The following is a 19,404-nucleotide window of genomic DNA, read 5'->3' on the forward strand; positions in this document are numbered from 1 at the left end:
CGAAAGGGGCGGTGGTGACACGCAGTGCGGCGCGGACCGGGACCGAGCTGGACCTCGACTACTGGACCGCCGTGATGGAGGGCGCCGATTCCCGCCCCCTCCCACGGCCGGCCGACGCGGGCCGTGCCGTCGAGGCCGTACCGCATTCCCGCGTCTCCGGTCTCGAAGCGATCGGGCCGGTTCTTTTCCGCCTCGCACAGGCGTGTGAGCTGCCGGTGCGGGCGTTCCTGGTGGCGGCGCACCTGCGGGTGCTGGGGTCGGTCACGTCGACCGCGGATGCGGTGACCGTCGTCGCCGACTCCGGCGCACCCGAACACCCGGTGCCCGTGCGGATCGACCTCCGCGGGCGCACCTGGGTCGACGTGGCCCGGGAGGTCGTCCGGCTGGAACGGTGGGCCGCCGCGCAGTCCGTCGGCTACCCGCGCCTCGCGGACCGGGCACCGCAGCTGGTGATCGACAGCCGGGTGGACATCGCGGAGCGCTCGATCCGGCCGGACAGCGCGGCCGAGTGCGATCTTGCCGAGTTCCCGCTGGCCGTGCAGTTCACCGTCGACACCCGCGGGGACAACATCGCTCTGGACGTCCACTGTGATCGAACCCGGGTGCATGCCGGGATCGCCCGCCGCCTGCCTGGCTACTACCGGACCGCGCTGGCCGCGATCGTGGCGGAGCCGCACGCGGTCGCCACCGCTCTCGACATCCGGGCCCCGGACGAACGCGAAGCGGTGCGGGAATGGGGGACCGGTCCGGCTCTCGAGGGGACCGGACCCGAACCGGTTCACGCCCAATTCCGCCGTCAGGTCCGGCAACGGCCGCACAGCGTCGCGGTGTTCGACGTCAGGGGCAGCCTGACCTACGGGGAGCTCGGCCGGCGAGTCGACAGCCTGGCCCGCCGGCTCCGCGCGCACGGGGTGCTTCCGGGGCACCGCGTCGGGGTGTACGTCGACCGAAGCGCCGATCTCGTCGTCGGGTTGCTGGCCGTGCTGGCGGCGGGCGCGGCGTACGTGCCGCTGGATCCCGAATTCCCCGTGGCGCGGTTGCGGTTCATCGCCTCGGACGCCGACGTCGGGTGCCTCGTCACCGGGCCGGATGCCGGCCCGCCGCCCATCGACGTTCCGCTCGTGCCCGTCGAGGATCGAGGAGCCGGGGGCGGCGCGCCACCGGAAGACACGCTGACCGGTACGGACATCGCGTACGTGATGTACACGTCCGGATCGACCGGACGGCCCAAAGGCACGGTTCTCACGCACCGGAACCTGGCGAACTTCTTCCTGGGCATGGACCACGCGATCGGACTGTCCGAGGCCGACCGCGTACTGGCTCAGACCAGCGTCGCGTTCGACATCTCGGTCCTCGAACTCCTGTGGCCCCTGACGCGCGGGGCGTCCACCGTGGTCTGTCCGGCACGGGTGGTGGAGCGGCTCGCCCGCGGCGAGAACTCCATGGTGAGCCTCGTCCGCCGCTTCCGGCCCACGCTGGTCCAGGCCACCCCCTCGTTCTTCACGGCAGTGGTGTCCGAGCCGGAGCTGCTGACGGCGTTGGGCGGGGTGCGGGCCCTGCTGGTCGGCGGCGAACTCCTGCCGCGAGGACTCGCGCACGAGCTGGTCACCGCGGTGCCGGGAGCGCGCGTGGTCAACATGTACGGCCCGACCGAGACGACCGTCTGGTCGTTGACCCACGACCTGCGGCCCGACGACACCCGGGGGCAGATCATCCCGGTCGGCCGTCCGATCTGCCGCACCACGACGAGAGTGGTCGACGGCCTGGGCAACGAATCCTGCATCGGCGTTCCCGGCGAGTTGTGGATCGGCGGCGCCGGGGTGGCACGGGGCTACTTCCAGCGACCCGAACTGGATCGGGAACGGTTCGTGACGGGAGCGGGCGGCCCGGAGGACCGCTACTACCGGACCGGCGACCACGTCCGGTGGCGCGAGGACGGCGTGCTGGAGTTTCTCGGGCGAACCGACCGGCAGGTGAAACTGCGCGGACACCGGGTGGAACTGGACGAGGTCGAAAACGTCCTCTCCGAACACCCGCGAGTCGAGGCGGCCGCGGTGGTCGTCGCGAACCACGCCACCCGCGGGGACGAACTCGTGGCCTTCGTCCGCTTCCGTCCGGAGAACGTCGAAGAACGGCTCGACTCCGACTGGCGTGACGTGTGGAACGCGAGGTACCGGCCGGATCGCGAAGGAGCGTTCGCGGGCTGGATCGACAGCTACACGCGTGCGCGCATCCCGGACGGCGAGATGCGCGATTGGCTCGGTTCCACCGTCGAGCGGGTCCGACGGCTGGCGCCCCGCCGCATCGTCGACGTCGGCGCGGGCAGCGGGCTGCTGCTGCGGGGGCTCGATCGCGACTGGGACCACTACCTCGCGATCGACATCGCGAGCGAGGCGCTCGCGGCCGCCGAGGCGGCCCTCGGCACGTCGACCGCCCGGCCGGGCGAAGTCGTCTTCCGCGAGGGTGACGCCCGCACTCTCGCGGATCTGCCGGATTCGTCGGCGGACCTCGTCGTGCTCAACTCGGTCATCCAGTACTTCCCCGGTCGCGGCTACCTGGCGCGGGTCATCGCCGAGGCCGTCCGCGTGGCCGGTCCCTCGGGCGCGGTGTTCGTCGGAGACGTGCGAGACGTACGCCTCCTCAGGCACTTCCACGCCGACGTCCAGGTGCGGCGGTGCCCCCGCCTCATGCCCGCGGCCGAACTCAGGACCCTCGTCGACCACCACGTGCGCGCGGAGGACGAACTGTGCGTGGCGCCCGGTTTCTTCCACGAGCTCCCGGCACACCAAGACGGCTTCGCTGCCCGGATCGAGTGCCGCGCCGACCGGGCCTGGACCGAGATGTCCCGGTTCCGCTGGGACGTGACTCTGTTCGGGCCCCGGCACCCGGCCTTTCCGGCGCCCGAGGCCGGCCTGCCGGTCGTCCACTGGCCGCAACCGGACGGACCGGCCCTCGACGCCGTCGTCGCCCTTGCGGATCGGGCCCGGGCCGGGGGCGGCCTCAAGGTGACCGACGTGCCCAATGCGCGGCTGGTCCGGCCCCAGGCCGCGCTGCGGGCCCTCGACGACGCGGAGCCGGCGGCCACGGCCTGGGACATCGCCCGGTCGGTGTGGATGGTGTACCCGGGGCACGCCGTCGACCCCGCGGACGTCCATCGCGTCGCCCGGGAACGGGACCTCGACGTCCACGTCCGGCCGGCCGGGTCCGGGAACCCCACCCAGCTCGACATCACCTTCCGATGACCGCCGGAGACGGGAACAGCATGGACGAACCGGCGGGTGCCGCGAACGACCCGGGGCGGACGAGGCGGACGGCAGCGCTGCGCGATGACGTCCACCGGCACGCCCGGGAGCGGCTCGTCCCCGCCATGGCGCCCGCGCGCATCGTGGTGGTCGACGAACTGCCCAAACTCCCGAACGGAAAGGTCGACCGCGCGAAGCTGAGCGCGGTCGGCACCGAGGGAACGACGCCCGACGCACAGCCCGGGGAAACCGCCGCCACTCCCGCGGAGGCCGCGGTCTGTTCCTTGTGGGCCGATGTCCTGGGGCTGGAGCGCATCGACGTCGAGGCCGATTTCTTCCAGCTCGGGGGCACCTCGCTCACCGCGGTCCGGATGGCGGCCCGGTGGACCGCGGCCGGTGGGGCCCCGTTCGACATGGCGCGGTTCCTGGCCGATCCGACCGTCAGGCAGCTGGTGCGGCTCGCCGGCCGGCGTCCCTGGCCCGCGGAAATCGGTGGCGCCCGGCCGGTCCGGGTGGAGGCGGACGAGCTGGCCCGGCTGGCCGTGCTTCCCGCCGATGTCCGCCCGGCCGGCTCGGCCCGCCTCGCCGGTCCGTCGCTCACCAGGGTGCTGGTCACGGGAATGTCGTCGTGCGTCGAACCCTTCATCATCCGGAAGTTCCTGGATCGGCCCGGCACGACCGTGCACGTGGTCATCTCGGCACCGGACGTCGAGAGCGCTTCCGAACGCCTCCGTGGCCGGATGGCGTCACACGGGCTGTGGCGTGCTGAGGACGCGGGGAGGCTGACCGCCGTCCCCGGCGACTTGACGCAGCCCTACCTGGGGATGCGGCCGGAAACGTATCGCCGGCTCGAGCGCGGGATCGACCAGGTCGTGCACGCGGGTGACTGCTTCGGCCACCGGTCGTCGTTGAAGCAGCTGACGCCGGGCAATGTCCTCGGGACCCAGGAGGTGCTCCGGTTCGCCGCGTCGGAGGTCGTCAAGACCGTCCACTTCGTCTCCGTCCTCAGCGTCGGCTCCTGGCGGACCGAGCCGGACGCCACGGCGGGCGGGCTCCGGCAGAGCAAGTGGGTGGGCGAGCAGTTCATGCGGCAGGCCGCCGCCCGCGGCATCCCGACGTGCACGTACCGGCTCGGTCAAGTGTCCGCGGTCCGGAACGACACGGTCGACCTCGGCGACGAATTCCTGGCGGCGATGGTGCGAACCTGCGTTTCCCTGCGCGTGGCCCCGGACCTCGACCTGGCGTTTCCGGTGGCCTCGGCGGAACACGTGGCGGACACCTTGGTGGCCGGTGCGCTGGACGAAAGCGGGCGAGGTCGTGCCGAACGCGTCGTCGCGGACCAAGCCGTGTCCTGGCGGGAGATCGTGTCCAACATCCGGTCCATCGGCCGCGCCGTGCAAGTCGTCGGCTACGGCCAATGGCGGCGAACGCTGCTGGAATCGGTCGAAAGATCGGAGATCCACGCCCTGACTCCGTTCTTGTCCCTGGTCCGCCCGGACGGGTTGTGTCCTTCGCTCGGCTATGAGGCAGGGGCGGACTACGTCGCCTCGGTGCTGGCCGGGCGTGCCTCGGATGTCGACGCCGCGGGTCGCGAGCTGCTGCGCACGTGTCCCGCGCGATTCGACGACATCAGGACAGCCGGTTCGGCCTTCGTCGTGCGCGAACACCGGACGCGGGTTCCCCTCGACCACGCCGCGCCGGACGGCCCCACGATCGAGATCTACGCCCAAGAGGTCGTCGCCACGGAGCGTGAACACGATGATCTGCCGTGGTTGTTGTTCCTCCAGGGCGGTCCCGGCGCACCGTGCCCGGCACCGGACGCCGTGGGCAGCTGGTTGACCACCGCGCTCGAGGGCCACCGCGTCCTGCTGCTCGACCAACGCGGAGGCGGGCGCAGCACTCCCGTCACCGTGCGGACCGCGGCGGACCGCAGTCCCGCGGAGCTCGCCGCGTACCTGCGTCACTTCCGCGCGGACAGCATCGTCGCGGACGCGGAGATCCTGCGCGGGAAGCTCGCCGGCGGCGGCCGGTGGTCGATCCTGGGGCAGAGCTACGGCGGGTTCATCGCACTGACGTACTTGTCCATGGCGCCCGAGGGGCTGAGCGCCGCGTTGGTCTCGGGAGGTGTACCCGGCATCGAGGCGCCCGTCGACGAGGTGTACGACCGCACCTACGCCGAGCTGGTGCGGAAGAACGCCGCGTACTACGCGGAATACCCCGAGGACGTCCACGAAATCCGGCGCCTGGCCGCCCACCTCGACGAGAACGACGTCCGGCTGCCCGGTGGCGACCGGCTGACCAGCCGCCGGTTGCGCCTGCTCGGACGCAACCTCGGGATGAGCCACGGGTTCGAGCGCGTCCACAACATCGTCCGTCAAGCGTGGGACGGGGACGAGATTTCCGACTCGTTCCGCCAAGCTGTCGTGGCCGAAACCGGCTTCGTCGACATGCAGCTGTACGCACTCCAGGAGTTCATCTACGCGGGTCCTGGCCGGCCCACGGGCTGGGCCGCGCACCGCGCGCTCGCGAGGTTCGCGGAATTCGAGGCCGGCGCGGTCCCGTTGCTCCTGATCGGCGAGATGATCTACCCGTGGATGTTCGAGGAGTTCAGCGAACTCGTCCCCTTCGCGGAGGCGGCCGGCTTGCTGGCCGGAGCGGCGGATTTCCGCGCTCTCTACGACCTCGATCGGTTGACCGCCAACGAGGTGCCTCTGGTCGCGCTGGTGTACGCCGACGACCTTTACAGCCCGGTGGAATTGCAGTTGCGCACGGCCGAAACGGTGGGAAACACGCAGGTGCTGGCGACTGACGAATTCCACCACAACGGTCTCATGAGAAACGCCACCCTGCTGGAGCGCTTGCTGGCGATGGTGAAGGACGAGCCGCGGGACGGTGACCACTTGTCGGTACGGTGAGACCACGTTTCAGGACGCCCTACGGCCTGAATCCGGTGCCGACCCCATCATCGAACCGATCGAGGTGCTGACCATGCCGACGAAAGCACGAGGCAAGTGACCGACCACGAGTCGAGGCGTTCGACGACACCCGGCCCCCTGCGCAATCCCGGGTTCCGGTGGTTCTTCCTGGGGCGCGTCGTCTCGCTCGCGGGCAGCTCCATGGCACCGGTCGCGCTCGCCTTCGCCGTGCTGGATGCGACGCACAGCGCGGGCGCGCTGGGCCTGATCCTGGCGGCGCGCAGCGTTCCGATGCTGCTGTTCCTGCTCGTCGGCGGCGTCGTCGCGGACCGGTTTTCCCGCAGAACGGTCTTGCTGGTGTCGAACTTCGGCGCGGCGTTGTCGCAGGGCCTCGCCGCCACCTTTTTCATCTCCGGGAACTTCCACCTTGCCGCTATCGTCGCCCTGGAGTTCGTGAACGGCACGCTGACGGCGTTCACCTCGCCCGCCCTGCGGGGAATCGTCCCCCAGCTGGTCGACGCCGACCAGCGGCAGCGGGCCAATTCGTTGCTGGGGTCGTCGAAGAACCTGATCTCGATCGTCGGGCCGTCGCTGGCGGGCGGGATCGTGATCGCCTTCGGCGGGGGCTGGGCGATGTGCATCGACGCCGTCAGCTACCTGATCGCGGCGTTCTTCCTGGCCAAGGTGCGCCTGCCGGAGCAGGTCACGAAGGGTTCGTCGGCGTTCTTTCGTGAACTTCGCGACGGCTGGGTCGCATTCCGCTCGATGACTTGGGTCTGCGTCGTCGTGCTGGCTTTCGCGGCCACCAACTGCATCTACGTCGGCGTCTGGAGCGTGCTCGGGCCGACGATAGCCAGCACGTCCGTCGGCGCGGTGTTCTGGGGAATCGTGCTCAGCGCGCGGGCCGCGGGCATGCTGGCGGCGACCGCGGCGATGTACCGGGTCAAACGAGCGCGGTCCCTGGTGGTGGGTCTGCTGTGCTTCGCCACGGGCGCGCTTCCCATGATCGTCCTCGGCCTGCGCGGCAGTGCCGCGTTGCTGATCGGTGTTGCCTTCGTCGCGGGTGTCGGCCTCGGCGTCATGGCGATCACGTGGGAGACCTCGTTGCAGGACCACGTGCCGAACAAGATGCTTTCGAGGATCGCGGCGTACGACGACCTCGTCTCGTACGCCGCGATCCCCGTCGGCCAGCTCAGTGTCGCCCCCCTCGCCGGCGCGTTCGGCGAAACGCAAGCCATGGTGGTGGGCGGCATAGTGTTCGGCCTCATCGCAACAGCGCCGATCTTTTCCAGAGCGGTCCGGCGCCCGCAGGGGCCGGTATCGGCATCCGTGGAAACCCGCTGACACCGGACCGATCGCGAACACCGCGGAACGGCGCGCGATCGACCAGCAGAACGCCGAGAGCAATGCGAATGAGGCCGGGACCCGCGCCAACGCCGCGGCCGAATGCTTTGAAGGAATGGTCATCGGACTGCTGGTCATCGCCGGGGTCGTCCGCCTACTGCGCCTCCATGAAGCTGGACCTAAGCGACATCTACACCGCGGCGGCGAGATCCACCTGTCGGCGTGGATGACAAGCTGGTCACATGTTCGGCCGCGGTCCCCCGTCGGCGTGTTCCCCGCTGATCGCGCCGACCTGGTCGCGGATGGCGGTGTCGAGGTCGGTGGCGGTCAGGCCGAAGGTGTCCGCCGTCTCCGTCGCGTCCATGTGGAATGGCGCATACCACTGGTAGTCCATTTCGGCCATCTCGCGGGCGATGGGCACGACCAGCCCGGCCGTGCGCATCGCGAAGCGGGGCATCTGGATCAGTTTGACCGGTGGCCGGCCCGTGGCGATGGCGTAGCGTCGTGCGAGCTCGCGGATGGTGACGGCCGGTGGGGATGGTACGTGCCAGGCCCGGCCCCAGGCGCGTTCGTCCTGGGCCAGCGTGATCAAGGCCTGTGCCATGTCGCCGTTGAAGGTGAAGGTGTGCGGCATGTCGAGGTGGCCGGTGATCCAAGCGGCGCGGCCCTTCTCCAAGGCCGGCTCGATGAGCAGGGAGTAGATGCCGTTGGCGTCCTTGCCGATGTAGTCGGAGCCGCGGACCTCGACGGTGCGGATGCCCGCGGTGAGGGCTTGTTCCCACATCCGTTTGCGCAGGCGGCCCTTGCGCCCGGTGGCGGCCATGGGGGTGCGTTCGTTCATCCGGCCGCCGGGTTGCCTGCCGTAGGCGTAGAGGCTGCCGGTGAGCGCCAGGACCGTGTCGTTCGCCTTCGCGGCGGTGATCACCGCTGTCTGCAGGGGTGGCAACAAGCGTTCCCAGCTCGTGTACGAGGGCGGGTTCGCGCAGTGGTAGATCACTTTCGCACCGCGAGACAGCTCGGTCACGCGTGACGGGTCGGAGGCGTCCGCGGCGACCCGCTCGATCAGCGGGTGCGCGGGGCCGGAGCCGCTGCGCGTGACGATCCGGACGCTTTCGCCGCGCTTGACAAGCAGGCGCGCGACATTCGTGCCGATGGAACCGGCGCCGATGATGACGTGCTCGGCCATGAAAGGCTTTCTCCTCGATGTGAGTCCTGGGTGCGCCGGCCGGTGTAGGCAGGCACGTCGGCCGGCATTCCGGCGACGTCGGGGTTGAGCTCGTTGCGGCGCTGGTGCAGTTCCTGGAACTTCGCGTTCAGCTCGGGATCGTCGTCGCTGACGTCGAAGACTTCGAGCCGCTCGACCAGGTGCAGCCCGAGGTGGTCTAACGTAGTTAGATTTTCTAACAACGTTAACTTAGCTACGCCGAGACGTCGCCGTCAAGAGCGGCGGCTAGTGTCCGAGGACACCACCGAAGCGAAGTGACGGACCATGCCGACCAGCACAAGACGCGCCCGGGAACGGGCGAGCACCCGCGAACGGATCATCGAGGCCGCGCTGCACGTCCTCGAGACCGAGGGTGTCGCAGCGCTGACGATCCGGCGCATCGCGACCGACATCGAATACTCCGCGCCCGTCGTCTACCAGCACTTCGCCAACAAGGACGCACTCGTGCTGGAACTGGTCGCGCACGGCCACCGCCTGATGCTGACCCGGTTCCGGCAGGCCGCCGAGGAGCCCGTCATCGACCGGCGCATGATGCGCATCGCGTCCGAGTACGTGCGGTTCGCCGGCGAGCACCCACACCTCTACGAGGTCATGAACGGCGCCGTAGTCGACGCGGACGAGCGCCGGCACGCCGCGGAACCGGCCATCGCCGTCCTGAAGGAACTGCTCGCCGCCTGGTCGGACGCACACGACGTAGTCCTGGCCGACTCCGATGAGGCCTGCGAGATCATTTGGGGCACGCTCTACGGCATAGCCTCGCTCGGCTACCTCGGCACCGTCGGCAATGAGCGCGCCCGGCGACTCGCCGAGCAGGCGCTCCGCGCGATCCTTCTCGGCTGGCGAACCGAGGAACCGCGAAACGGGTAGCCGGCACCGCCGTCGGCGCCAACTGCTGCAGCCGGAGCCAGGCGACATCCCGGTCCATCGACAGGATCGGATGCCCGCTCATCGGCGGCTTCCTCGAGAGCGTGCGTCGGGACAGTTCAGGTCTGCAGCAGAGGAGAACGCTGATCACGCTCGTCGGCGCGGATGGTCAGCGTGCCCGTTCCCAGAGCGGCAGGCGGAAGGTCGCGTAGGTGAACTTGCCGGTGATCTTCCCGGCGGAGTCGAAGTGGAAGACGTCCAGGCCGTGCCATTGGACGCGGCCGCCGTAGCGGAGCCGGGCGAACCACCGCAGCGGCGGGATCGCGCGTTTGCCGTGCGCGCCGGTCAGGTCCAATCGGCACGCCCATCGGATCGTCGCCCGGGCACGGGACTCGTCCATCACCCGGTCGTACACCTCGAAGGTCATCGCGCCGTAGCGGCCGGCGAACTGCGGCGCGAACGCCGCCCGGATCGCGGGGAGGCCGCGCAGCTCGGGGCCGCGGCCGGGCAGGTAGCGGGCGTCCTCGGCGAAGAACGACATGACCCGGTCGAGGTCGGGGTCGTTGAAGGAGGCCACGAAGGCGTCGATGGTCTGGCCGAGATCGGTGCTGCCGACGGTCATGTGCTTGCCGTTTCGGGGTGGGGGACGGTTCGGGCCGAGGTTATAAGAACGGCGTAACTTTAACAAGAGAACGTTGTTCCGCTAAGTGTGGGGTTAGGGTGGTGACCGCCATGGAAGCGTCGTTCCAGCGGGCCAGGCGCCCGGAGCAGAAGAACCAGCGGCGGGAGACGATCCTCGCCGCCGCCGGCGACCTCGCCCGGGCGTCGGGCGTGGCCTGGGTCAGCCTGGGCGACATCGCCGCGGCGGTGGGGCTGGCCAAGTCCAACGTCCTGCGCTACTTCGGCACGCGCGAGGAGATCTACCTGCAGCTGACGATGCGGGAGGGGGCGGACTGGGCGGCCGCCGCCGGCGCCGCGCTGCACGGGGCGAGCGGGTTTTCCGCCGCGGCGGCGGCCTTGGCCGACGCTTACGCCGACCGGCCGTTGTACTGCGACCTCACCACGCATGCCGAGACGATGCTGGAGCACAACGTGTCGGTCGCGGTCTTGGAGGTCTACAAGCGGTGGGCCATCGACACCTACTTCACCCTGGGTCGGCAGCTCACCACCGCCTGCCCCGAGCTGACCGGCACGGACGGGGCGTCCTTGGTCATGGCGGCCAGCGCGTTCGTCGCGAAGCTGTTCCCCCTGACCCGTCCCTCGGCCGCACTGCAGGAGCTGTACGACCGCGAGCCGGAGATCGCCCGGGTGTTCCCCCCGTTCCGGCCGACGCTGCAGCACATGATCGCCGCGACCGCGGCCGGGCTGCCGACCACCCACTGACACGGCGGGTCTTCGCCGCATCGCCCGCTCGAACCGGTCAGGGCGGCGAGCCAGATGCGCGACCGGAACGGCTGCTTCGCGGTGTCCAGCGCCGCCGGCCACACGCACTCCAGCAGTGGGATCGGCTCTTGGAAGTTGCGCGGGATTGAAGTGTCCGCGGCGTTCTTCGGGAGGAGCCCTCCGGCGATCGGGTGGCTACTCCCGGAGAGCGATGAGGCACGCCGCCTGCGCCCCGCGTCTCCCGGCCGGTTCGAAGACGGAGGTCAGAACGACATGGAAACCGGCGCTGACCAGCATGGCCTCGACCGCCTCGGGACGTCGCCGGTGGACCACCAGGTCGACCTCGCTGCCCCACTGCTGCGTGAAATGCTTCACGCCGTCGCCAACCTGGAAGGTCAGCAACACCGGTGCTCCGTCGATCAGCACCCGATGGAACTCGGCCAGCACCTCCTGCAACTGCGGTTCGGGGAGGTGAATCGTGGAGAGCCAGGCGATGACGCCCGACAGGCTGCCCTCGGACTCGGCAAGTTCGGACATCGAGCCGATCGTGAAGTCCAGATCCGGGAAGTTGGTTCTGGCTTGCCTGACCATGCCCGGCGACAGATCGACACCGCGCACCTCCAGGCCCAGCGTGTGCAGGTGCGCCGTGATCTGCCCCGGTCCGCACCCCGCATCGATGACGCGCCCGCCGCGTGCCAGCTCGGCGAAAGCCTTCAGCAATCCCTGCTGCACCGGCTGTCGCGCCAGATCCTCAAGGACGAGAGCCGAATAGTTGCCGGCCACAACGTCGTACGACGATCTCACGGCGATCCAAGGATCGAAGTCTCTCGCCACAAAATCCCTTTCTCGGAGCGGGGTTGAACACGACCCATGCGAATCCGGCCAGGCCGCGAGCCTTGCTTTCATTGCCCTTATTATCTCGTCTCCCGCCGCCAGGTGGCGGTCGCCTCCTCGTCGCGCTCACCTGACTGCCGTTGCAGTACTGGATCGGGGTCGTCGGCGAAGTTGCGCCAGTGTCCGTCGGACTCGGCGATCGTGATGAGCAGGGACGCAGATCGTCGATGGGCATGGCTGACGTTCTCTTCGGGGTTGGCGTCTTCGGGGTGTGCGCGTCAGCTCCGGCTGTGCTCGTTCGTGCCGTGGTGCGGTAACCAGATCTCCTCTGCGCGGATGCTGGCTTGTGGGGTGAAGTAGTCGCTGGTCTCGAGGTCCTCCAGCAAGGTCGCGTGCTCCGGCGTCCAGCCGAGGAGTGCCTGGGTGTGCTCGCTGGAGACGGGCACGTCGAGGGAGAAGAATTTGGCCAGGAACGGGTTTCCGAGATGTTCGGCGGCCTGTTCGAGGGTCAGCGAGGCGGTGGGGATGCCGAGTATCCGCGCGACCTGTTCCGCGATGCTCCTGATCGTGACGGCGCTTTCGCCGGCGCCGTGCAGCACGCTGCCGGGGGGAGCTTTCTCCAGCGCCAACCGGAAGAGGCGGGCGGCGTCGGCGCGGTGGATCGCCGGCCAGCGATTGGCGCCGTCACCGATGTAGGCCGAGACGCCCGCCCTGCGCGCGGCCGCGATGAGCGCCGGAACGAACCCGTAATCGCCGGGGCCGTGGACGGTCGGTGCGAGCCGCACGACGCTGGATCGGACCCCTTGTTCGGCGAAGCCAAGACATGCCTGCTCGCCGGCGATGCGAAAGGCGGCGACCGAATCGGGATCCGGCGCGTCCTGTTCGGCGCTGACCCGGTCGGCCTTCGTCACCAACGTGCCCGACGTGCTGACGAATGGCTTGCCGGACCCGGCCAGTGTCTGTCCGAGCGCTTCGATCGCGGCGCGGTCGCGGCGGATGAGGTCGTCCGGGTCGGCGTAGTCGCCGCCGTAGGCCATGTGCAGGACGCCGTCGGCGGCTTCAGCGCCGCCGCGCAGGCTGTCGAGATCTTCCAGGCAGCCGCGGTGCGGGGTGGCGCCCAGTGCCTCCAGCCGGGCGGCGGCGGCATCCGAGCGGGCCAGACCGGTGACGGTGTGGCCGGCCGCGACGAGCTCGGCGACGACGGTGGGGCCGGTCTGGCCGGAACCACCGGTGACGAAGACGTGCATGCGAAATTCTCCCCGTTAAAGCCAGTGACTGGCGCTAAGTAGCGCCAGTCACTGACCCTACGCGTAGCGCCAGCTACTGGCGCAACGTGACGCCAGTCACTGACACATTGCGGTAACCTCCCGAGGTGCCACGAAGCGGAGCGGAAGCGCGTCGCCGCCTTCAGCAGGCGGCCTTGGAGCTGTACCGGGAACGAGGATTCGACCAGACCACGGCGGCGGAGATCGCCGCCCGGGCCGGCGTCAACGAGCGCACCTTCTTTCGCCACTTCCCGGACAAGCGCGAGGTGCTCTTCGGCGGCGAAGCGGACCTACGCGCCGCACTGATGCAGTCGGTGGCCGAAGCACCCGACGGGCTCGAACCATTCGAGATACTGCTGGACGCCTTCCGGAAATCCGCGCGGAATCTGGAGACCAACCGCCCGTTCTCCGAACCGCGGTGGAAAATCATCGCGGTGACCCCGGCGCTGCGCGAACGCGAGCTGGCCAAGCACGCCTGGCTCACCGACGCCGTGGCCGAGGCACTGCGGCAGCGCGGTCTCGGTGACGGGCTGGCCGGCCTGGCCGCCCGGACCGGCTGGGCCGCCTACCAGCACGCGGTCCAAGCCTGGATCGACAACCCCGCACCGAGCCTGGACACGCATCTGCGGCGAGCCTTCGACGATCTACGCGCCCTCACCGCGACCGCCCCATCGACAAAAGCAGGCCCCGAAAGCTGATACCGCACGCCCCTCGTGGCCGGATCGCGCGATCTTGGCCGCACTGATGCGGCTGCTGCCCCTTCAACTGCGGATGTAGAACGTTCCAGGCGGGTGAATTACATTGTGTCAAAGCTGGAGTCATCAAGACCTGTACCGTGTGTGAGAATGTCCGGTCGTTGTGTGACTGGGCGTGCCGGGTGTGGTCGAGGGGGTGCGACGTGACAGCCGGGCCGGTCGCTGCTGGCCGTGCAGTCCGCTCTGTGGAAAGTCCCGACGTAGCACGGAATCTCGAGGGGCGAACGGCGTCGCCGCGAGGGCGATGGCGACCCAGTATGGCCGGCTGGCACCGAAGATCAACAATCCGGCCGCACCGGATATGGTCAGTACCAGCCCGAAGGTCAGTACGGCGTAACGTTCAGCCGGGCCGCCGGTTCGGGATCATCCGGTCGTCCGGCGCATTGCGTCCGCGCTCGCGTCGAGCCTCGACGTCCCACCGGCGAACACCAGGCCATGATCCCGGAGCCGGGCTTTTCGTTGCTGCAAAAGAATGTTCTCGATACCCGGCGGTGGTGCACAGCAGGGCCGCGGCAGCTGGCGATCGATCAGTCTCAGAGCCCGCCGTCAGGATCGCGCCGCGTGATCGTTGTCGGATCAGTGCGGGTGGTGAGGGTGGCTAGGTAGTCGTCCAGGAGTTCGACTTGCCGTTGTGGTGGGAACGCTGCCGGGGCGAACAGTGCCTGGACCACCAGGCCGAGAACGAAGGACTGTGCGCCGGCCGCGATGTGCGCGGGGTCGCCGGGGGGCAGTTCGCCGAGTTCCTGAGCTGCGGCCACCCGCTCGCTCAGCCTGTCGCGACTTTGGGCGTACTTGCGGGCGTAGTCGGCGTTCAGGTCGGGGTCGGAAAGCGCAGCGTCCCAGGAGGAGACCCAGATTCGGTTGCTGTCGGTGGCCTCGGGGGTCAGCGGCAGGATGTCCAGCAGCGCGTCCCTGAGGGCGGCCCGACCTTGGCCCGCGTCGCGGCGGGGGCGGGAGGTGGTGCGCTGTTCGAGTAGGTCGAGGGCGTACTCCACCAAGGCGTGTTTGGTGGGGAAGATAGAGACACCGTCGCTTCCGAAAACCTTACGTACCGGGAGACTTCGTGCACGAGAGAGTGCAACGGGTGCGCGCCGCCCTGAGAGAAAACGGCAGCGCCGAAGACGGCTTGACTCTGCGCGCCGTCGCCACCGAACTCGGCGCGACCACGGGCCTGCTCACCCACTACTGGCCGCCGCGATGGTGCTGGCGTGGGCCGTCATACGCGGCCTGCCCCTGCGCTCGAGGCCCGCCGACGCGAGGTCTCCGAGGCGGTCTGGCAGGTCATGGCCACACGCGGCTTCGCCATCCGCCGCGCGCCCACGCACAGTTCGCAGGCATGGGCGCGCTGATGTTCTCCACCAACTTCGTGTGCTTCTCCTTCGCCGAGCATCACCTCGCCACAGGACTCGTCTCCCTCGTCTTCGCGATGTCGCTGCTGGTGAACACCGTGTTCGCCCGCCTGTTCTTCCACCGCACCGTGCCAAGGCGAGTCCTTGCCGGCGGCGCGGTGGGGTTGCTGGGTATCGGCACCGTGTTCTGGCCCGAGCTCACGGGCCTCGATCTGTCCTCCGGGTCCGGCCAGGGCATCGCTCTTTCGCTCCTGGGAACCGTGGTGTTCTGCCTGGGCAATGTGCTCTCCGGCAAAATCCAGGCCGCGGGCATCCCGGTGATCCAGAGCACGGGTTACTCCATGGCGTACGGCGCGTTGCTAGCCACAGTGCGGTCCACCAGCGATCAGTACTCCAGTCGTAGATCGTGATCTTCATGCCTGAGTGGCTCGCGGGAGCGGTCCGGAGCACGTGTTTCGAGGACGCAGCGGAAGTCGGCGTCGCGCTTGTCGCTTTCAGCGGATGCTGTCGGCCGGTGCCGAGGGAGTGTCCGTGCCCTGTCTGACCATGCTCGGACTGCTGTCCGACCCGCCCCGCAGAACTGCCGGACCATCGCCGAGTGGGCCGGCGAAACGACCCCGGACGGCATGCAGCACCTGCTGGGCAGGGCCAAGTGGGATGCCGATCAGGTCCGCGACGACGTACGCGGCTACGTGGTGGAGCACCTGCACGACAACCAAGCGGTGCTGGTCGTCGACGAGACCGGCGACCTGAAGAAGGGCTTCGTCGGCGGCCAGCGCCAGTACACCGGCACCGCCGGCCGGATCGAAAACTCCCAAGTCGCTGGAGTGTGTGTGGCCGGCGGCGCTGGACACCGCGAAGCAGCCGTTCCGGTCGCGCACCTGGCTCGCCGCCCTGACTCTGGTCTGCGACCGCGACGGCGGCGACCTGAACGTTGCGCTGTCGGCCTACCCGCCCCGCGGCCTCGCCGATCCGGACCCCCATTCGGCCAGCACAGCGTCACACTGGAACCGATGACAACCTGGTTTCGCACGCGGACGTTCTGAGGGTTATGCGGGTAGATCCCAGTTTCGAAGTGTTCGTCGAAGACAGTTCGACGGCGTTGCTCCGCACCGCGTACCTGCTGACCGGCGACCGCGGGCACGCCGAGGACCTGTTGCAGACAGCGCTGTTGCGCACCGCCCGGCATTGGTCGCGGGCGCGTGACTCGCCTCAGGCGTATGCACGCACGGTGTTGCTGAACCTGTCGCGGGACCGGGTCAGGTCGTTGTTCCGGCGCCCCAGGGAGGCCCCGATGCCACCCGACGTGGACACGCTGCACGCGGTGGACGCCGGGTACGAGCAGGTCTCCGAGCGTCGCGTGGTGCTGCGCGCGCTGGCCGAACTGCCGATCCGCCAACGGCAGGTCATCGTGCTGCGCTTCTTCGAGGACATGTCCGTCGAGCAGACCGCCGGGCTGCTCGGCTTCAGCTCCGGGACGGTCAAGTCGCACACATCCCGGGCTTTGGCCAGGCTGCGCGAGCTGCTGGCCGACCACGACTCACTCCAGGAGGTTCCCCGTGCTCACCGATGAGCAGTACGGCCGCCGGATCGGTGACCGGCTGCGGCACGAGATCGACGACGTCCACGCGAGTCCGGACCTGGTCCGCAAGCTCCGCCGCCGCCGGACCAGGCGCACGTGGGCGATCACCGGTGCCATCGCCACCCCGGTGGCCGCCGCGGCCGTCGTCGCAGTGGTCGTCTCGGGCCAGGCCGCCCCCAACCGGTCCACCACCGCGGCGCCCACCAGCGCTCAGCCCCGGATCGTCACCGTGGCGTTCATCCAGGCGGAGACGGTGAAGGCACTCGGCCAGGGCACCCAGTACGTCATCTACTCGAAGGACACCTACGAGAGCGGCTACTACGAGACCTGGACCGACAAGGCGACCCAGCGGTACCGCAACGACGTCTACACCCGCCTTCCGGCCGCCACCCAGGCGGGTCGCACCGGGGACGGGAAGCTGACCCTCCCGTCCGGTCCACCCGCACCCCCGTCCGGCCCGCCCCACCGCCAACAGTCGCACGCCGTCAAAGACCTCGGGGAGAGCCAGGAGATCACCACGGTCGACTGGGAGAACAACTGGTGGTCCGTCAACCACCTGAGGGACGACAAACCGCAAACCCCGATCCCTGACCCCACCGATCCGGACGGCATGAGGAAGGCAGTGGCCGAGGGCAAGGTCGAGCTGGTGGGCCAGGAGAAGATCGGCACCGTCGACACCCACCACCTCCGGGTGATCGGCCCCCGGCGCGAGTACAAGATCGACCTGTGGGTGGACAGCACGACCTACCTGCCGGTCAAGGAAACCGCAGTCAAGGCCGGCAACAAGCAGGGCGGCGACGAATTCCCGGAGTCCGAGGGCGAAGTGATCACCTACACCTGGCTGCCCCGGACAGAAGAGAATCTCGCCAAATTGACTCTGAGCCCACCCGCCGACTTCAAACAGCTCAAGTAGACCCCAAACATCCAAGCAACAGCCCGCATGGACCTCGGCTCTCCCCCTAGGCAGCTGGCGCGGGGCCATCCGGGAGGGAGAAGGCGCGCCCAACCGCCGTAAGGATCACCGGCACTGCTTGGTAGCGGGCGCTGCGCGTCGCCGAGGTGGGCGAAGCCCGGCACTTGGTGCGCACCGAGCCGGCACAGCGGAGGACGGTCGCGGAACTGGCCGGCCTGTCCCGCGCCGTGTTCGCCGCGCGCTTCTCGCGTTTGGTCGGTGAGGTTCAAAGTTGCCTTCAGGCGCGTCCGCGGCGCCAGCCCTCGGACTGGCGCCGCGGCCGAGTCACCCCAGTCACGCTCAGCGGCTACTTAAGACTGGGCGGCAGGACCGGGTCCGGCCAGACCCAGCAGGACGGGCCGCCCAGGCGCACGAGGATCTGAAGGGCCACGCCCCAGCCGGTGAGCCGGCCGCCTGGCGGGTCAGTGCGTTTCCCATACGCCACGCGCCCTGCTGAAATCGCCCGACGCCAGTGCATCGCGGGGGATGAAGACGTAGACCGTGCCGTTGTCGCCGAGCAGAGCGTCAGATTCGGAGTCGATCTGGGCGAGCAGCTGCCATTGTGTCGGCGGCACGCCCGGTTCGGCGGTCGCGCACTGCTGCCAAGGGTCGTTCTGCAGGGGATCGGCGTAGCCGAGCAAGCGGTGCCGAGGCCGGTCACCGTCGTCCAACGGGGGATGGAACTCGTCGAGGAACTCGATGAACGCCGCGTACTCCGCACTGGGGCCGGTGGGGTCGCAGCCAGTGAGATCCAGCTCGGTGAGGTCGCGGTAAAAGGGACTGTCCAGCGGGGGCAACGACAAGTCCACCGAGGGGATCACCTCGCGCCGCGGGAACGACTCGGCTCCCGCAGGAGGCGCCGTGCCGACGAGTTCAGGGGTGTCCGGTGGCTGGGTCACGACCAGCACCCCTGATCCGTGCGCCGCGTCGTCCCACGCAGTGCCGCTGGTGAGGTCGGCGAAGATCTGCAGCAACCCGGCCGGCGGCAACAGTCGGTCATCGTCGCACCGGCTGATTTCGGCCAGGTCGATCTGCGCCAGGAAGGTCATCGCGTGTTCTCGGCGGTGCGGCCAGCTCGCGCCGGACGGCAGCTCGGGAACGCCGCCAAGGTAGCTGCGTCCAGCGGCGGAGCCGGGGGTCAGCTCGATCCCCGTGCGGCACAACGCCACCAGCGCGTCCGCGTGCCTGCCGAGCCGCAAGTCCCGGCAGACATCCCGTACCCACTCCGCGGCGTTGGCGGCATCCGCCGCCGCGGCCCATGCTCGCACGGTGCGGGGATCGGCGAACTGTTCGACGAACTGCGCCGTGGTCCGCGCCTGGCTCTGTTCCAGCACCGATTGGGGAAACTCCAGCATGCTGGGGGCCACGGACCGGCTGCCCATCCGGTCGACCACACCTGCCAGCAGTGACGGCAGCGACAACACCCACGCCTGGACGTAGGCGTGGGCACGCTCGGGATCCTGCGCCGCCGGGACCAGCTGGACTGTCTGCTCTGCGCATTCGCCGGTGCGGTCGTTGTGCAGGCACAGCCTCACGGTGAGACATCCATCCGAGGCGAGGTCAAGACCGGGCTCGGCAAGTTCCACTCGGACATGCCCATACGTCACAGGTAGACCGGCTCGCAGCAGCGTTTCCAGTGCTTCCCTGTTCACCTTGACCTTCCGGCCGAGCAATGATGACCAGCGAGGCTATCA

15 protein-coding genes and 1 pseudogene are annotated in these 19,404 nt (G+C 69.2%); 10 read left to right on the forward strand and 6 right to left on the reverse strand.

The features are described 5' to 3' along the window. Positions 1 to 14: 14 nt before the first annotated feature. The 3 genes from AB0M80_RS34270 (at position 15) to AB0M80_RS34280 (ending at position 7,501) form a co-directional block, all read left to right on the forward strand. On the forward strand, positions 15 to 3,242 hold the full coding sequence (locus AB0M80_RS34270) for an amino acid adenylation domain-containing protein (RefSeq protein WP_364573247.1): 3,228 nt from the start codon (positions 15 to 17) through the stop codon (positions 3,240 to 3,242). Next, complete coding sequence (locus AB0M80_RS34275; protein WP_364573249.1) at positions 3,239 to 6,157, forward strand: alpha/beta fold hydrolase; 2,919 nt, start codon at positions 3,239 to 3,241, stop codon at positions 6,155 to 6,157. The genes AB0M80_RS34270 and AB0M80_RS34275 overlap by 4 nt, the downstream gene beginning before the upstream one ends. A 96-nt stretch (positions 6,158 to 6,253) precedes the next feature. Continuing rightward, positions 6,254 to 7,501, forward strand: coding sequence for an MFS transporter (locus AB0M80_RS34280; protein WP_364573251.1), 1,248 nt, complete (start codon positions 6,254 to 6,256; stop codon positions 7,499 to 7,501). Positions 7,502 to 7,739: 238 nt separating this feature from the next. On the opposite strand, the gene AB0M80_RS34285 is transcribed toward AB0M80_RS34280, so the two are convergent. Continuing rightward, positions 7,740 to 8,687, reverse strand: coding sequence for an NAD-dependent epimerase/dehydratase family protein (locus AB0M80_RS34285; RefSeq protein ID WP_364573253.1), 948 nt, complete (start codon positions 8,685 to 8,687; stop codon positions 7,740 to 7,742). Positions 8,688 to 8,990: 303 nt separating this feature from the next. Between AB0M80_RS34285 and AB0M80_RS34290 the strand changes: the two genes are divergently transcribed. Then, the gene (locus tag AB0M80_RS34290) at positions 8,991 to 9,593 is read left to right on the forward strand and encodes a TetR/AcrR family transcriptional regulator (RefSeq protein WP_364573255.1); all 603 of its coding nucleotides are present in this window, start codon (positions 8,991 to 8,993) and stop codon (positions 9,591 to 9,593) included. Between the two features lie 166 nt (positions 9,594 to 9,759). Here AB0M80_RS34290 and AB0M80_RS34295 read toward each other — a convergent pair whose 3' ends face one another. Beyond that, positions 9,760 to 10,212 carry a nuclear transport factor 2 family protein gene (locus AB0M80_RS34295; protein ID WP_364573257.1) on the reverse strand — a complete coding sequence of 151 codons (453 nt, stop codon included), beginning with the start codon at positions 10,210 to 10,212 and terminating at the stop codon, positions 9,760 to 9,762. Between the two features lie 110 nt (positions 10,213 to 10,322). Between AB0M80_RS34295 and AB0M80_RS34300 the strand changes: the two genes are divergently transcribed. Continuing rightward, positions 10,323 to 10,973 carry a TetR/AcrR family transcriptional regulator gene (locus tag AB0M80_RS34300; RefSeq protein WP_364573367.1) on the forward strand — a complete coding sequence of 217 codons (651 nt, stop codon included), beginning with the start codon at positions 10,323 to 10,325 and terminating at the stop codon, positions 10,971 to 10,973. A 195-nt stretch (positions 10,974 to 11,168) separates the two neighbouring features. On the opposite strand, the gene AB0M80_RS34305 is transcribed toward AB0M80_RS34300, so the two are convergent. Beyond that, a complete protein-coding gene (locus AB0M80_RS34305; protein ID WP_364573259.1) occupies positions 11,169 to 11,807 on the reverse strand; it encodes a class I SAM-dependent methyltransferase in 639 nt (212 codons plus the stop codon). 278 nt (positions 11,808 to 12,085) lie between these two features. Then, positions 12,086 to 13,054, reverse strand: a complete 969-nt coding sequence (locus tag AB0M80_RS34310) for an SDR family oxidoreductase (RefSeq protein WP_364573261.1) — start codon at positions 13,052 to 13,054, stop codon at positions 12,086 to 12,088. Positions 13,055 to 13,179: 125 nt separating this feature from the next. Between AB0M80_RS34310 and AB0M80_RS34315 the strand changes: the two genes are divergently transcribed. Further along, positions 13,180 to 13,770 (forward strand): TetR family transcriptional regulator, encoded by a 591-nt coding sequence (locus AB0M80_RS34315; RefSeq protein WP_364573263.1) that lies wholly within the window; start codon positions 13,180 to 13,182, stop codon positions 13,768 to 13,770. Between the two features lie 590 nt (positions 13,771 to 14,360). Here AB0M80_RS34315 and AB0M80_RS34320 read toward each other — a convergent pair. Further along, positions 14,361 to 14,822 carry a TetR family transcriptional regulator C-terminal domain-containing protein gene (locus AB0M80_RS34320; RefSeq protein ID WP_364573265.1) on the reverse strand — a complete coding sequence of 154 codons (462 nt, stop codon included), beginning with the start codon at positions 14,820 to 14,822 and terminating at the stop codon, positions 14,361 to 14,363. Positions 14,823 to 15,163: 341 nt separating this feature from the next. Here AB0M80_RS34320 and AB0M80_RS34325 point away from each other — a divergent pair, with 341 nt between their 5' ends. The 4 genes and pseudogenes from AB0M80_RS34325 to AB0M80_RS34340 all read left to right on the forward strand — a co-directional run bounded on the left by AB0M80_RS34325 (position 15,164) and on the right by AB0M80_RS34340 (position 17,671). Next, positions 15,164 to 15,586 carry a hypothetical protein gene (locus AB0M80_RS34325; protein ID WP_364573267.1) on the forward strand — a complete coding sequence of 141 codons (423 nt, stop codon included), beginning with the start codon at positions 15,164 to 15,166 and terminating at the stop codon, positions 15,584 to 15,586. 180 nt (positions 15,587 to 15,766) lie between these two features. Further along, positions 15,767 to 16,024 (forward strand): annotated as a pseudogene (locus AB0M80_RS34330) (transposase); the annotation flags it as partial. Between the two features lie 227 nt (positions 16,025 to 16,251). After that, complete coding sequence (locus AB0M80_RS34335; RefSeq protein WP_364573269.1) at positions 16,252 to 16,749, forward strand: SigE family RNA polymerase sigma factor; 498 nt, start codon at positions 16,252 to 16,254, stop codon at positions 16,747 to 16,749. Further along, a complete protein-coding gene (locus AB0M80_RS34340; RefSeq protein ID WP_364573271.1) occupies positions 16,736 to 17,671 on the forward strand; it encodes a hypothetical protein in 936 nt (311 codons plus the stop codon). The genes AB0M80_RS34335 and AB0M80_RS34340 overlap by 14 nt, the downstream gene beginning before the upstream one ends. 461 nt (positions 17,672 to 18,132) lie before the next feature. On the opposite strand, the gene AB0M80_RS34345 is transcribed toward AB0M80_RS34340, so the two are convergent. After that, positions 18,133 to 19,362: a YwqG family protein gene (locus AB0M80_RS34345; RefSeq protein WP_364573273.1), complete on the reverse strand. Its 1,230-nt coding sequence runs from the start codon at positions 19,360 to 19,362 to the stop codon at positions 18,133 to 18,135. Positions 19,363 to 19,404: the final 42 nt, after the last annotated feature.

It is taken from the genome of Amycolatopsis sp. NPDC051045 (assembly GCF_040682955.1).
GTDB lineage: Bacteria > Actinomycetota > Actinomycetes > Mycobacteriales > Pseudonocardiaceae > Amycolatopsis.

What these genes read in the sequence shown, in the direction of transcription:
- AB0M80_RS34290 (WP_364573255.1), top strand. Translation starts at nt 8,991, where the DNA reads ATGCCGACCAGCACAAGACGCGCCCGGGAACGGGCGAGCACCCGCGAA.
- AB0M80_RS34325 (WP_364573267.1), top strand. Translation starts at nt 15,164, where the DNA reads ATGGGCGCGCTGATGTTCTCCACCAACTTCGTGTGCTTCTCCTTCGCC.
- AB0M80_RS34300 (WP_364573367.1), top strand. Translation starts at nt 10,323, where the DNA reads ATGGAAGCGTCGTTCCAGCGGGCCAGGCGCCCGGAGCAGAAGAACCAG.
- AB0M80_RS34310 (WP_364573261.1), bottom strand. Translation starts at nt 13,054, where the DNA reads ATGCACGTCTTCGTCACCGGTGGTTCCGGCCAGACCGGCCCCACCGTC.
- AB0M80_RS34275 (WP_364573249.1), top strand. Translation starts at nt 3,239, where the DNA reads ATGACCGCCGGAGACGGGAACAGCATGGACGAACCGGCGGGTGCCGCG.
- AB0M80_RS34295 (WP_364573257.1), bottom strand. Translation starts at nt 10,212, where the DNA reads ATGACCGTCGGCAGCACCGATCTCGGCCAGACCATCGACGCCTTCGTG.
- AB0M80_RS34285 (WP_364573253.1), bottom strand. Translation starts at nt 8,687, where the DNA reads ATGGCCGAGCACGTCATCATCGGCGCCGGTTCCATCGGCACGAATGTC.